The 13378-nt window shown below is 74.2% G+C and carries 11 protein-coding genes; 6 read left to right on the top strand and 5 right to left on the bottom strand.

The genetic code is table 11. From position 1 onward, the window contains the following. Positions 1-86: 86 nt before the first annotated feature. Positions 87-671 carry a Clp protease N-terminal domain-containing protein gene (locus tag ACFYTT_RS13825; RefSeq protein ID WP_254876759.1) on the bottom strand — a complete coding sequence of 195 codons (585 nt, stop codon included), beginning with the start codon at positions 669-671 and terminating at the stop codon, positions 87-89. Continuing rightward, the gene (locus ACFYTT_RS13820; RefSeq protein WP_357212447.1) at positions 668-904 is read right to left on the bottom strand and encodes an HTH domain-containing protein; all 237 of its coding nucleotides are present in this window, start codon (positions 902-904) and stop codon (positions 668-670) included. The genes ACFYTT_RS13825 and ACFYTT_RS13820 overlap by 4 nt, the downstream gene beginning before the upstream one ends. Before the next feature lie 202 nt (positions 905-1106). Here ACFYTT_RS13820 and ACFYTT_RS13815 point away from each other — a divergent pair, with 202 nt between their 5' ends. The 3 genes from ACFYTT_RS13815 (at position 1107) to ACFYTT_RS13805 (ending at position 5351) form a co-directional block, all read left to right on the top strand. Further along, positions 1107-1970, top strand: a complete 864-nt coding sequence (locus tag ACFYTT_RS13815) for a universal stress protein (protein WP_387259273.1) — start codon at positions 1107-1109, stop codon at positions 1968-1970. Between the two features lie 87 nt (positions 1971-2057). Next, positions 2058-4451, top strand: coding sequence for a phosphoketolase (locus ACFYTT_RS13810; RefSeq protein WP_176093140.1), 2394 nt, complete (start codon positions 2058-2060; stop codon positions 4449-4451). 12 nt (positions 4452-4463) lie between these two features. Then, positions 4464-5351, top strand: a complete 888-nt coding sequence (locus tag ACFYTT_RS13805) for a universal stress protein (protein ID WP_387259270.1) — start codon at positions 4464-4466, stop codon at positions 5349-5351. Between the two features lie 21 nt (positions 5352-5372). Here the strand turns inward: ACFYTT_RS13805 and ACFYTT_RS13800 are convergent, their stop codons facing one another. Then, positions 5373-7283 (bottom strand): heavy metal translocating P-type ATPase, encoded by a 1911-nt coding sequence (locus tag ACFYTT_RS13800; protein WP_387259268.1) that lies wholly within the window; start codon positions 7281-7283, stop codon positions 5373-5375. 187 nt (positions 7284-7470) lie between these two features. Here ACFYTT_RS13800 and ACFYTT_RS13795 point away from each other — a divergent pair, with 187 nt between their 5' ends. Beyond that, positions 7471-8478, top strand: coding sequence for an Acg family FMN-binding oxidoreductase (locus ACFYTT_RS13795; protein ID WP_387259265.1), 1008 nt, complete (start codon positions 7471-7473; stop codon positions 8476-8478). Positions 8479-8603: 125 nt separating this feature from the next. Next, the gene (locus tag ACFYTT_RS13790) at positions 8604-10232 is read left to right on the top strand and encodes a GAF domain-containing sensor histidine kinase (protein ID WP_236145563.1); all 1629 of its coding nucleotides are present in this window, start codon (positions 8604-8606) and stop codon (positions 10230-10232) included. Between the two features lie 11 nt (positions 10233-10243). Here ACFYTT_RS13790 and ACFYTT_RS13785 read toward each other — a convergent pair whose 3' ends face one another. After that, positions 10244-10882: a response regulator transcription factor gene (locus ACFYTT_RS13785; protein WP_131051330.1), complete on the bottom strand. Its 639-nt coding sequence runs from the start codon at positions 10880-10882 to the stop codon at positions 10244-10246. A gap of 210 nt (positions 10883-11092) precedes the next feature. On the opposite strand from ACFYTT_RS13785, the gene ACFYTT_RS13780 reads away from it, so the two are divergent. Continuing rightward, a complete protein-coding gene (locus ACFYTT_RS13780; protein ID WP_387259261.1) occupies positions 11093-12067 on the top strand; it encodes an Acg family FMN-binding oxidoreductase in 975 nt (324 codons plus the stop codon). A 67-nt stretch (positions 12068-12134) separates the two neighbouring features. On the opposite strand, the gene ACFYTT_RS13775 is transcribed toward ACFYTT_RS13780, so the two are convergent. Further along, positions 12135-13151 carry an NAD-dependent epimerase/dehydratase family protein gene (locus tag ACFYTT_RS13775; protein WP_387259258.1) on the bottom strand — a complete coding sequence of 339 codons (1017 nt, stop codon included), beginning with the start codon at positions 13149-13151 and terminating at the stop codon, positions 12135-12137. Positions 13152-13378: the final 227 nt, after the last annotated feature.

Genomic DNA, 13378 nt, shown 5'->3' with positions numbered 1-13378 from the left:
GGCACGGTAGGCGGTTCGGCGACCCGACGCCGGGTGACCAGGTTCACCCACCCGACAGGTGTGACGCCGACCCGTGGCGTGGCGGCTCAGGCGGCGGCCCGCAGCGCGGTCTCCACCCGGCGGCGTACGTCGGCCAGGTCCACCCCGGCCTCGGTGAGCACCAGCGCGGCCAGCCCGTTGCCCTCGCGGAGCAGCCCCAGCAGGAGGTGCTCGGTGCCGATGTGCCGGTGCCGCAGCCGCATCGCCTCGCGCAGGGAGAGCTCCAGCACCTTCCTGGCGCGGGCGGAGAACGGCCCGCCCGGGTGCCGCCGGAGCCGACCCCAGCGGCGACGCGGTGCCGGCACGGCCTCACGCAACGCGTCCGGGCCGAAGGACTCCTCGATCCGGGCCACGATCGCGGCCAGGTCGATGCCGATCTCCCGCAGCGCGGCGGCGTCGGCCTCGGCGAGCCCGTCGTCGCCCCGGACGGTGTGGCGGCGTACCCGCTCCCGCAGGTCGTCACCGGTGACCCCGACGTCGCGGAGCACCCGGACGGCCAGCGCGTCGCCGTCGGCGAGGATGCCGAGCAGCAGGTGCTCGGTGCCGACGGGTCCTCGCCCCTCGGCCCGCGCCTCGTCGCGTGCGTGCCGCACCACGGTGCGGGCGCGGTCGGTGAACCGTTCGAACATCATGCCTCCCGGGAGGATCCGACCGCCGGTCGCCCGGCGTGCTTCTTGTGGACCGCCTGCCGGCTGACCTCGAGCGCGTCGGCGATCTCCTGCCAGGACCAGCCCTGTCGGCGGGCGTTGTCGACCTGGACCACCTCAAGCCGTTCGAGCAGCCGGCGCAGGGCGCGGACCGCGCGTAGCCCGACCCTGGGGTCGGTGCTGCCCGCTGCGGCCGCGAGTTCCGTCGCCTGACTCATGGCGTCAACTTACATTGACAGGCCCGAGCCTGTCAATCCCGGTTGACACTCGGCGTCGGTCCGCGCCACCCGCCAGCGCGGTCGTGCTCCGGGTGGGATCGGCGTCCTGAGCAGGGCGGCCGTCGGGCGATCACGCCCCGGGGCCGCACCGGCGCGACTAGCCTCAACAGCAGGCCGAACGCAGCTGCGGGGGTGATGGCGGATGGCCCTAGGCAGCGGGACGACGCCGGTGCTGGTCGGCGTCGGTCCGGACGGCGCGCTGCCGGTGGCCCGTACCGCCGCGCGGGTGGCCGCCGCCCACGGCCGTGGGCTGCACCTGATGCACGCGTTCAACTGGGCCGCGATGGAGGCGCCCGCGGTCACCGCGTCCCGCTCGCACGCCGAGGAACTACTCGCCGAGGCCACCGTGGCGGCCAACCAGAGCGAGCCGGACGTGCCGGTCACCGCCGAGATCATCGAGGGTTCGGCGGTGGCGACGCTGGTCCGCAAGTCCGAGACGGCGTTCCTGGTGGCCGTCGGGGACGGCGGCATGGCCCACTGCGACCGCTGCATCCCGGCCGACAGTCCCGCCGTCCAGGTGGCCGCCCGCGCCGACTGCCCGGTGCTGGTCGCCCGCCAGGAACCCCCGCCGACCGGGCCGGTCCTGGTCGGTGTGGACGGCTCGGCGTCCGCCGAGATCGCCCTGGCCTGGGCGTACGCCTGCGCCAGCCGGCACCGTTCGCACCTGCTGGTGGTCTGGGTGGTCGAGTCCGACGCGGCGGTGGGTGCGGCCGCCGACCGGCTCGCCGCGCTCGTGGCCCGACACGGTGCCGGGCAGCGCGGCGTCATGGTGGAGTGCCGGGTCGTCCGGGGCGAACCGGGTGACGTCCTGGTCGAACAGTCGCGCGCCGCGCAGTTGGTGGTGGTCGCCGCGCGCGGTGACGAACCGTGGCGCGGCATGCTCGGCGCGGTCAGCCAGTCGCTGCTCTACCACGCCCCGGCCCCGGTGCTGGTGGTCCGGGGCGTCTCCGGGCCGCCCGCCGACGACGGGCCAGGACACCCGACCGGGCGGGACCAACGGCCCTGATCCACGCCCGCCGATCCCGGAAAGCTGGAGGCAGGAAACCCGCGCTGCGGATGCAGAATCCACCGACCCGCGAGAGGCTCAAGCAGTATGGACACGGCCGTGGACATCCCGAGCACCCTGACCGACGAGGAACTGCGCCGCCTCGACGCCTACTGGCGGGCCGCGAACTATCTCAGCGTCGGGCAGATCTACCTGCTCGACAATCCCCTGCTCCGCGAACCGCTGACGGCGGAGCACGTCAAGCCCCGGCTGTTGGGGCACTGGGGCACCTCGCCCGGCCTGAACCTGATCTACGCCCACCTGAACCGGGTGATCGTCGACCGGGACCTGTCGGCCCTCTTCGTCACCGGCCCCGGTCACGGCGGTCCGGCGATCGTCGCGAACACCTGGCTGGAGGGCACCTGGAGCGAGCGGTACCCGGGCGTCGGCCGCGACGAGGCCGGCATGGCCCGGCTGTTCCGCCAGTTCTCCTTCCCCGGCGGCATCCCCAGCCATGTGGCGGCGGAGGTGCCGGGCTCGATCCACGAGGGCGGCGAGCTGGGGTACGCGCTCAGCCACGCCTACGGTGCCGCGTTCGACAACCCCGACCTGCTGGTGGCCTGTGTCATCGGGGACGGCGAGGCGGAGACCGGCCCGTTGGCCGGGAGCTGGCTGTCGACCGTGTTCCTCAACCCCGCCCGGGACGGTGCGGTGCTGCCCGTCCTGCACCTCAACGGCTACAAGATCGCCAACCCGACGGTGCTGGACCGGATCCCCGAGTCCGACCTGCTCGCCATGATGCGCGGCTTCGGCTACCAGCCGTACGTGGTGGCCGGTGACGAACCCGCCGCCGTGCACGAGGCACTCGCCGCCACTCTGGACCGGGCGCTGGACGAGATCGCCGAGATCCAGCGTCGGGCCCGGTCCGGAGCCACCACCGAGCGTCCGCGCTGGCCGATGATCGTGCTGCGTACGCCGAAGGGCTGGACCGGTCCGCGCGAGGTCGACGGCAAGCAGGTCGAGGGCACGTACCACGCCCACCAGGTGCCCCTGTCGAACGTCCGCAGCAACCCGGAGCACCTGGCCGAGTTGGAGCGCTGGCTGCGCAGCTACCGCCCGGAGGAGCTGTTCGACGCCACCGGCGCCCCGGTCCCGGAGCTGACCGCCCAGCCGCCCACCGGGGATCGGCGGATGAGCGCCAACCCGGTCGCCAACGGCGGGTCGGTGCTGCGTGACCTGGTCCTGCCGGACTTCCGCGACTACGCGGTGGACGTGCCACGTCCCGGTGCGACGGCCACCGGCGCCACCGGCGTACTGGGCCGGTGGATCCGGGACGTGATCGCCGCGAACCCGCAGACCTTCCGGCTGTTCGGGCCGGACGAGGTGGCCTCCAACCGGCTCCAGGCGGCCTTCGAGGTCACCGACCGGGCCTGGATGGGCGCCACGGTCCCCGGCGACGACCACCTCTCCCCCGACGGCCGGGTGATGGAGGTGCTCTCCGAGCATCTGTGCCAGGGCTGGCTGGAGGGCTATCTGCTGACCGGGCGGCACGGCGTCTTCACCAGCTACGAGGCGTTCATCCACATCGTCGACTCGATGGTGAACCAGCACGCGAAGTGGCTCAAGGTGACCCGGGACATCCCCTGGCGGATGCCGGTGGCATCGCTGAACTATCTGCTCTCCAGCCACGTCTGGCGGCAGGACCACAACGGCTTCTCGCACCAGGACCCGGGCTTCATCGACCACGTGATGAACAAGAAGGCCGAGGTCGTCCGGGTGTACCTGCCGCCGGACGCGAACACCCTGCTCTCCACCATGGACCACTGCCTGCGCAGCCGGCACTACGTCAACGTGGTGGTGGCCGGCAAGCAGCCCGCGCCGAACTGGCTGACCATGGACGAGGCCGTGCAGCACTGCCGGCGCGGGGTGGGCATCTGGGACTGGGCCGGCACCGACGGCGGCAGCGAGCCGGACGTGGTCCTCGCCTGCGCCGGTGACGTGCCCACCCTGGAGACCCTGGCGGCGGCGGACCTGCTGCGCCGGCACCTGCCCGACCTGAAGGTCCGGGTGATCAACGTGGTCGACCTGATGCGGCTCCAGCCGTCGAGCGAGCACCCGCACGGCCTGCCGGACAACGAGTTCGACACGCTGTTCACCCGCGACAAGCCGATCATCTTCGCCTACCACGGCTACCCGTGGCTGATCCACCGGCTCACCTACCGCCGCACCAACCACCGCAACCTGCACGTACGCGGGTACAAGGAGGAGGGCACCACCACCACGCCCTTCGACATGGTGATGCTCAACGACCTGGACCGGTTCCACCTCGTCATCGACGTGATCGACCGGGTGCCGGGGCTCGGCGACCGGGTGGCGTACCTGCGGCAGGAGATGGCCGACGCCCGCGACGCGGCCCGCGACCACACCCGCCGGTTCGGTGAGGACGACCCCCGGGTCGCCGAGTGGCGCTGGGTCCGCGAGACCGACCCCACCAACCCCTGAGAAGGAGACACCATGACCGGGAGTACGAACGGCGCGGAGATCGTGGTGGGCTACGACGGCTCGCCGGACGCGGCCGCGGCCCTGGACTGGGCGCTGGACCAGGCCCGCCGGTCCGGCCGACCGGTCCGGCTGGTGTACGTCTTCGAGTGGCTCACCGTGGCCGGCTGGGTCGGTCCCGGAGTCACGCCCGGCATGTGGCCCGACGAGCAGGCCCGTCAGCAGGTCGAGGAGTTGGTGGGCAAGGCCGCCGCGGACGCCGGTGCGGCCAACCCCGAGCTGACCGTGCACGGTGAGGTCCGCGACGGCCCGCCCGCCCTGGTGCTGGAGGAGAGTTCGGCGGAGGCCGACCTGGTGGTGCTGGGCGGCCGGGGACACGGCGGCTTCGCCGGCCTGCTCGCCGGATCCACGGCGGTCAGCGTCACCGCGCACGCGCACTGCCCGGTGGTGGTGGTTCGCCGCGACACCGCCGACGCCGCCCGGTCCGGGCACGTCACCGTCGGGGTGGACGGCTCCGAACCCTCGCTGGTGGCCCTCGGCTACGCCGTCGAGGAGGCCGCCCTGCGCAGGGTGCCGCTGCGGGTGCTGCGTTCCTGGCAGCCCAGGGGCGAGCAGGCGAACCTCACCGGAGAGCAGGCCCGGGACGCGGCCCTGGCCGAGGACCGCGCGGAACTGGACGAGGCGGTGCGCCGCTGGCGGGAGACCTTCCCCGACGTCGAGGTGAGCGTCGAGACGGGCACCTCCGCACCGGCCGGGCTGCTGATCGAGTCCAGCCGCCGGTCGCAACTGGTGGTGGTCGGCACCCGGGGCCGGGGCGGCCTGCGCGGCATGCTGCTCGGCTCGGTCAGCCAGCAGCTCATCCAGCACGCGCACTGCCCGGTGGCGGTCGTCCGGGAACGCTGAGGCGATCCGCGCCGACCGGTGTCAGGCCGGTCGGCGCGGCCCGCCGCCCAGCGCCCGCAGGGCGTTGAGGATCACCAACACGTCGATGCCCTCCTGGAGGAACGCACCGGCCACCGGTGGCAGCTTCCCGGCCGCCGCGAACCCCATCGCGACGACCGCCAGGCCCATCCCCACCGTGGCACTCTGCACCGCGATCCGCCGGGCGCGACGCGCCACCTCCACCGCGTCGGCGAGCGGGTCGAGCCGGTCGACGCTCAGCACGGCGTCGGCGACGTCGGCGGAGGCGGTGGCCCCGGTGGCGCCCATCGCCACCCCGACGTGCGCCTCCGCCAGGGCGGGCGCGTCGTTGACACCGTCGCCGACCATCACGGTGACCGCCCGCCCCGCCTCGGCCCGGACCCGGGCCGCCTTCTCCGGCGGGGTGCACCGGGCCAGCACGTCGTCCACGCCGACGTCCCGCGCGACCCGACGCGCCGTCTCCGGGCGGTCGCCGGTGACCATCACGATCCGGGTCATCCCGGCCTTCCGCAGCCGGTCCACCACCTGGCGGGCGTCCGGGCGTACCGGATCCTCCAGCACCACCGCGCCGACCGGCCCGGTCTCGTCGGACACCCAGACCACGCTGTGTCCGGCCTGTTCGGCGCGGGTACGGACCGGCACCGCCCACGGCGGCGGGTCGGCGTCGAGCTGACCGACGCGGATCCGTCGTCCACCCACCCGCCCGCGCACTCCCCGGCCCGCCTCCTCGGTCACCTCCGTCGGCGCCACCAGCCGCATCCCGCGTCCCCGGGCATCACGGACCAGCGCCGCCGCCAACACGTGCGGGGAGAGTTGTTCCACCGAGGCGGCCGATCGCAGCATCTCGTCGGCGTCGCCGCCGGGGGCCACCACCAGGTCGGCCACCCTCGGTCGGCCCAGGGTGAGCGTGCCGGTCTTGTCGACCAGCAGGGTACGGGCGCGACCGAGCACCTCCAGCGAACCGCCGTCGCGCACCAGCATCCCCCGCCGGGCGACCCGGGACAGCCCGCTGACGATGGCGATCGGGGTGGCCAGCAGCAGCGGGCACGGGGTCGCCACCACCAGCACCGCCACCGCCCGCAGGAACTCACCGGACAGCAACCAGCCCAGACCGGCCACGACGAGGGTGAACGGCACGAAGGCGGCGGCGTAGCGGTCCGCCAGACGCACCGTCGGCGCCTTGCGGGCGGTCGCCTCCTCGGCCAACCGGACGATCCCCGCGTACGTGCTGCGGGTGGCGCTCTCGGTGGCCCGCAGTCCGAAGCCCGCCCCGGCGTTGACCACCCCACTGGCCACCCGCTCCCCCGACGCCCGCTCGACCAGCCGGGACTCCCCGGTCACCACCGACTCGTCGAGGGTCGCCGCGGACTCCACGACACCATCGACGGCGACCACGTCACCGGGGCCGACCAGCAACCGGTCCCCGGCCGCCAGCCGGTCCACCGGCACCACCTCGACGCCGCCGTCGGCGGTACGCCGACGGGCGGTACGCGGGGCACGGGCGAGCAGGGAGCGCAGGTCACCGGTCGCCCGCCGGTGCGCGTACGCCTCCAGCGTCCGGCCGGTCGCCAACATCAGCGCGACCACCGCACCGGCCAGGTACTCGCCGACGACGAGCGCCCCGGCCAACGCGAGGACGGCGATCACGTCCACGCCGAAACGTCGCCGCCACAGCTCGCGCAGCATCGAGGCGGCCGCCGGCAGCAACGCGACGAGAGTGGCCGCCGCCCACAGCGCGTCAGCGACCCCGACCCGTCCCGCCAGTCGTGCCGCCGCTCCGGCCAGGACCAACGCGGTCAGTGCGGTCAGCGGCGCCCACAGCCACCACCACCGTGGTCCACCCGACGGCACGGGGCGCGGCGCCAGGCACTCGCGGGGACCGTGGTCCGGCGCGTTCGACGTCGGTTCCGCCATGCGCGGATCGTCGCAGGCACCGCGCCCCACCGTCGGGCACTCCGGCCAGATCCCGGGCCGAACTACCCCTCGGTGCCGGGACGTTGAGACCGTGCGTGCCCCCCGGCGGATGTCGCATGATGGGCCAGACCCGGCCCACGGCCGCACCGAGGTGCGGCACGATGAGCAGAGACGAAAGGTCGTGACAATGAGCCACCAGACGCCGGCCACGCATCGCCCGCTGCCCACCGCGCTCGCGGAGGCCGCCACGATGGCCGGTCGGGCGCCCTCGGTGCACAACGCGCAGCCGTGGCGCTGGCGGGTCCTGCCCGACGCGCTGGAGCTGCGGATGGTCCACGACCCGCAGTTGGCGGCGACCGACCCGGACGGCGAGTTGGTCCGGTTGAGCTGCGGGGCGGCACTGCACCACGCCCGGTTGGCGCTGGCCGCCGAGGGGTGGACGGCGACCGTACGGCGGATGCCCGACCCGGCCGAGCCGGAGCTGCTCGCCCGGCTGACCGACCTGCGGCCCAGCGGGGCCGACCCGGACGCCATGCGGACCGTCCAGTGCATGCAGGTCAGGCACACCGACCGTCGACCGGTCAGCGACGAGCCGGTCGGCGACGAACGACTGGACGCGGTCAGCACGGCCGCCCGCCAGGAGGGCGCCCGGTTGGAGATCCTCGATCGCGACCAGGTGCTGGAGTTGGCCGCCGCCGCCTCGCGCGCCGCCACCGTCGAGGCCGACGACTCCCGGCTGCGCGAGGAACTGGACTACTGGACCAGCCGGGCCGCCGGGACCGGGTTGACCTCCGAGGTGCTGCCCGAGCAGGCCCCGCAGACCACCGTGCCGGGCCGGGACTTCGGACGCCCGGGGACGCTGCCGGTGGGGCCGGGCCACGACCGGGCCGCGTCGTACGCGGTGCTCTACGGCGACGAGGACGAGCCGGTGGACTGGCTGCGCGCCGGTGAGGCGCTCTCCGCCGCCTGGCTGACCGCCACCCGGCTGGGTGTCTCGGTGGTGCCGCTGAGCGGGGTGGTCGAGGTGCCGGCGACCCGGCAGGTCCTGCGGGGGGTGCTGGCCGGGCTCGGCCACCCGTACCTCGTCCTGCGACTCGGCGTCGCGGACCCGGCGCACGCGGGTCCGCCGCACACGCAGCGACTGGATCGCGCGCAGGTGGTGGACACCTCGGCGGTGGAGGGAACAGCGGGATGAGCCGACGGCCGCCCGCCGGTTAGCATCGCCGGGTGACCGTCGGCGAACCCCACCCCCGGCACGAGCCGCCCTCCCTCGGCCTCAGCCCGCTCTCCCGCGTCCACCTGGACGAGCTGCTCCAGGAGATGCTCGACCGGGTCGGGGAGGTGATGACCAGCCGGGAACGGCTGCGGGCCCTGCTCGACGCGGTGGTCGGCATCGGCACCGACCTGGACCTGCGCAGCACGCTGCAACGGATCGTGCAGTCCGCCTGCGACCTGGCCGGCGCCCGGTACGGCGCGCTCGGCGTGATCGGCACCGACCGGACGCTGCACGACTTCATCACCCACGGCATCTCCCCCGAGCTGCACGCCACCATCGGTGATCTGCCGCACGGCCGGGGCGTTCTCGGCCTGCTGATCGACGATCCGAAGCCGCTGCGGATGCCGGACATCACCCAGCATCCGCGCTCCTACGGGTTCCCGCCGCACCACCCGCCGATGCACACCTTCCTCGGCGTGCCGGTCCGCATCCGCGACCAGGTCTTCGGCAACCTCTATCTGGCCGAGAAGCAGGGCGGCGCGCAGTTCACCGACGACGACGAGGAGATCGTCGTGGCCCTCGCCGCGGCGGCCGGGGTGGCGATCGAGAACGCCCGGTTGTACGCGCTGGCGCACCGGCGGGAACGCTGGCTCGCCGCCACCGCCGAGATCACCTCACTGCTGCTCGGCGAGGTCCGCCGCACCGACGCGCTGACGCTGGTGGCGCGACGGGCCCGCGAGGTCGCCGAGGCCGAGCTGGCCCTGGTGCTGCTCTACGACGACGAGGCCGACCACTTCACGGTCGAGGTGGTCGACGGTGCCGGCAGCCAGGCCCGCGCGCTGGTCGGCACCGTGCTGCCGGCGGCGGACACCAGTTTCGCCGGGCCGATCGCCGAGGGCCGGCACGACTCGGTGGACGACCTCGCCCACGCCGCTCCCTGGCCGGCGGTGCTGCACACCGGGCCGGCGGTGATCTCGCCGCTGGCCACCGCCGACACCCTGCACGGTGTCCTGGTGATCGCGCACGCGGTCGAGCACGGTGGCGCCACCGACGAGGACGTGGCGCTGCTCGGCAGCTTCGCCGGGCAGGCCGCGCTGGCCATGGAACGCGCACGCGGCCAGGAGGAACGCGAGCAGTTGGTGGTCCTGGAGGACCGCGAACGCATCGCCCGTGACCTGCACGACGTGGTCATCCAGCGGTTGTTCGCCACCGGCCTGCACCTGCAGAGTGCGGTGCCGCTGGCCACGCGGCCCGAGTTGACCAAACGCATCAACGCGGCGGTCGACGACCTGGACGCCACCATCTCCGACATCCGCCGCACCATCTTCGAGCTGCGCAGTCCGGTGAGCGCGGCGCTGCGCACCGAGATCCGCGAGGCGGTGGAGGTGGCGGCCGAGTCGTTGGGCTTCCGTCCCCGGCTGGAGCTGAACGGCCCGGTCGACAGCGCCGTCCCGGACGCGGTCCGCCCCGATCTCACCGCCGTGCTCCGCGAGGCCCTGTCCAACGCGGTACGCCACGCCGAGGCGTCGGCCGTGACGGTGTCGGTACGGGTCGACGGCGGTCGGGTGACCGTGCTCGTCACCGACGACGGGGTGGGATGCGACCCGGCCGCCGCCCGGGGCGGGCTGGTGAACCTGCGCGAGCGCGCGGAACGCCACGACGGCACCTTCGAGGTACGCCCGGCCCGTCCGCACGGCACCGAACTGCGCTGGTCGATCCCGCTGCGGGACTGACCGGCGTACGGTCAGCGGGACTTGCCGAGCAGCCGGGTGGCGAGCACGGCGGCCTGGGTACGCCGTTCCAGGCCGAGCTTGGCCAGCACGCTGGAGACGTAGTTCTTGACCGTCTTCTCGGCCAGGAACATCTTGCCGGCGATCTCCCGGTTGGTCAGGCCCTCGGCGACGTACTCCAGGATCCGCCGTTCCTGCTCGGTGAGGGACTGCAACTCGCGTGGCTGCTCCACCCCGCTGCGGATGCGGTCCAGGACGCGGGTGGTGATCGCCGGGTCGAGCAGCGACTGCCCGCCCGCCACCCGGCGCACCGCGTCGACCAGGTCGGTGCCGCGGATCTGCTTGAGCACGTACCCGGAGGCACCGGCCATGATCGCCGCGAACAGCGCCTCGTCGTCCTCGTACGAGGTGAGGATCAGGCCCTTGATCGAGGAGTCCACGGCCCGCACGTCCCGGCACACGTCGATGCCGTTGCCGTCGGGTAGCCGGGCGTCGAGGATCGCCACGTCGGGGCGGAGCGCCGGGATCCGGCGGGCGGCCTCCGGCGCGGAGCCGGACTCGCCGACCACCTCTATGTCGCCGCTGGCCTGGAGCAGGTCGGCAAGGCCACGACGGACGACCTCGTGGTCGTCGAGCAGGAACACCCGGATCATCCTTCGTTTCTACCCGTTCTCCCCCACCGCACGCACGGGCCGAAGGTCCCGACCCGCCACCGTCCCCTGGTCGGAGATGGAGTCGACGCCGGTGCACGGTCCCGGGTGAGGGGCGGGGTGTCCCGGGGGTTCGGGACGTGTGGCCCTGCTGGGCGGGGGTCGCCGAGGCGCACCGTGGGGTGGTACCGGCGAGCGTGAGGGGGCAGGACCATGGAGACCGGCTACACCGTCGAGCAGCTTCGGGTCGCCGCAGCCGACGCGGTGCGGGCGCCGTCCCTGCACAACGTCCAGCCCTGGCGGTTCCGGCTGCGCGACGGCGGCATCGAGGTGCTTCTCGACCCACGACGCGGACTACCCGCCACCGACCCGAGCGGCTGGGGTGCCCGGGTCGCCGGTGGCGCGGCACTGTTCAACCTGCGTCTGGCGCTGGCGGTGGCGGGAAACCCGGCCACCGTCCGGCTGCGGCCGTACCCGGCGGAACCGACCGTGCTGGCCCGGTTGGTGCCGGACCTGCCGCGCCGACCGACCCCGACCGAGCAGAACCTGCACGCGGCGATCCACCGCCGGCTCAGCAACCGCGCCCCGTTCTGGCCCGACCCGGTGCCCGCCGACACCCGCTGGCGCCTCGGTGAGGCGGCCCGCGCCGAGCACTGCTGGCTGGAACTGCTGATCGGGGTGAGCGCGGTCACCGCCTTCGCCGAGATCGCCCGTGGCGCGCACCGCGTCCTCGAACGTGATCCCGCCTACCGGGCCGAACGCCTCACCTGGGTACGCGCCGAGCCCGCGCCCGACGGGGTGCCGGCACTAGCCGGCGGGCCGCAGGCCGAACCGCAGGACCTGCTGCCGTCACGTGGCTTCGGCGGCGCCCCGCGCGCACCCGGCCGCGACTTCGAGCCGGAGCCCCTGGTGGCGGTGCTCGGTTCGGCCGGCAACACCGCCGTCGACCAGGTCGTCGCCGGACAGGCGTTGCAGCGGGTCCTGCTCACCGCCACCGACTCCGGGCTGTCGGTGTCGATGCTGTCCCAGCCGATCGAGGTGCCCTCGGCCCGTGAGCAGCTCCGGATGTCGTTGGGCCGGTTCGGCACCCCGCAGATGGTGATGCGGATCGGGTTCGGTCGGCCCGGCCGGCCCACCCCACGCCGCCCGGTCGACGAGACGCTGGACCTGCCGGTGCACCTCGGTTGACCGCCGACGAGGGGTGGACCGGGCGACGTCGCGGGGAGTGCCGGGCCGACGCTCAGCGGGCCGACACTCAGCGGGCCGGGTCGCCCGTGCCGAACTCGGCGAGCAGGGCGGCCTCCCGGGTCGGGTCGAGACCCACCGGCTCTCGGGCCGGGCGCCCCGCCCGCGCGGGCACCTCGCCCACTCGGCGCAACCACTCCCAGGTGTCGGTGACGGTGTCGGACACCGGCCGACCGGTGAACCCGGCGGCGTACGCCCGCCTGACGTCGATCTGCTGCATCCACCGGTATTCGTGGCCGGGCGGCAGCCACACCGGCAACTCGCTCCACGGGGACACGCCCGCGTCGCGCAGACGCTCCGGCGCGACCCACCGCAGCGAGGCGTCGGCACCGGTCGCCGTGACGGCGGCGGCGAGCAGTCCACCCATGGTGGTGTGCCCGGGACGGTCCACCACGTTGACCGGGCCGGCGAGGCGGGCGGCCCCGGCGTCGAGCAGGAAGACGGCCAGGTCGCGCACGTCGACGTACTGCACCGGCAGGTCGGCGGGACCGGGCGCGAGCACGTCACCGCCCCGGGCGACACGGGTCAACCACCACGGCAGCCGACCGATGTCCTCGCCCGGGCCGAGGATCAGCCCAGCCCGGGCCAACAACGACCGGTCGCCGAAGACCTCCTGGACCGCCCGCTCGCTGCCGCGCTTGAGTGTCGGGTAGTCGCCGTCGGCGGCGGCCGGGTCGGCGTCGACCACCGCGTCGTGCTCGGTCACCCCGGCGGGCACCGGCGGCGCATAGACCGATCCGGAGGAGACGTAGACGTAGTGCCCGACCCGCCCGGCGAGCATCCGTGCGCCGGCGAGGGCGTCCCGGGGCGCACCGTCCCAGGTGTCGACCACCACGTCCCACTCGCCGTCGGCCAGCGCGGCCAGCCCGTCCGCTGTGGTGCGGTCGCCGGTCAGGTGCCGTACGCCCGCCGGAGGAGCCCCGTGCCGCCCCCGGTTGAACACGGCCACCGTCCATCCACGACGGACGCCCTCGGCGACCGTCGCCCGGCCCACGAACCCGCTGCCGCCCAGCATGAGCATTCTCATGTGGTCCACCCTGCCGGGTGTCGGGCGTGGTGGGACAGATCGTTCACCCTCAGCGGATCTGCCCTGGGCAGAAGCCGGACCGCACCGTGCCCGACGTGACAGTGCCGTGCCCGGCGTCCGCCAGTGGCGTGCGCCGGGCACGGGCTTCGGCAGGGCGGTGCCGCGGGCACGGCGGGCACCCCTGGCCGGCTCCTTCATCGAAGGTTGGCACGCTAAATCGTCGTCGC

Origin of the sequence: Micromonospora sp. NPDC003816 (assembly GCF_042874705.1) — a bacterium.
Lineage (GTDB): Bacteria > Actinomycetota > Actinomycetes > Mycobacteriales > Micromonosporaceae > Micromonospora.
Note: the sequence above shows the minus strand (reverse complement) of the source record. Positions and strands in the feature narration are given on the sequence as shown.

Coding starts and splice junctions, on each gene's coding strand:
- ACFYTT_RS13825 (WP_254876759.1), bottom strand. CDS start 671: ATGATGTTCGAACGGTTCACCGACCGCGCCCGCACCGTGGTGCGGCAC.
- ACFYTT_RS13820 (WP_357212447.1), bottom strand. CDS start 904: ATGAGTCAGGCGACGGAACTCGCGGCCGCAGCGGGCAGCACCGACCCC.
- ACFYTT_RS13815 (WP_387259273.1), top strand. CDS start 1,107: ATGGCCCTAGGCAGCGGGACGACGCCGGTGCTGGTCGGCGTCGGTCCG.
- ACFYTT_RS13810 (WP_176093140.1), top strand. CDS start 2,058: ATGGACACGGCCGTGGACATCCCGAGCACCCTGACCGACGAGGAACTG.
- ACFYTT_RS13805 (WP_387259270.1), top strand. CDS start 4,464: ATGACCGGGAGTACGAACGGCGCGGAGATCGTGGTGGGCTACGACGGC.
- ACFYTT_RS13800 (WP_387259268.1), bottom strand. CDS start 7,283: ATGGCGGAACCGACGTCGAACGCGCCGGACCACGGTCCCCGCGAGTGC.
- ACFYTT_RS13795 (WP_387259265.1), top strand. CDS start 7,471: ATGAGCCACCAGACGCCGGCCACGCATCGCCCGCTGCCCACCGCGCTC.
- ACFYTT_RS13790 (WP_236145563.1), top strand. CDS start 8,604: ATGCTCGACCGGGTCGGGGAGGTGATGACCAGCCGGGAACGGCTGCGG.
- ACFYTT_RS13785 (WP_131051330.1), bottom strand. CDS start 10,882: ATGATCCGGGTGTTCCTGCTCGACGACCACGAGGTCGTCCGTCGTGGC.
- ACFYTT_RS13780 (WP_387259261.1), top strand. CDS start 11,093: ATGGAGACCGGCTACACCGTCGAGCAGCTTCGGGTCGCCGCAGCCGAC.
- ACFYTT_RS13775 (WP_387259258.1), bottom strand. CDS start 13,151: ATGAGAATGCTCATGCTGGGCGGCAGCGGGTTCGTGGGCCGGGCGACG.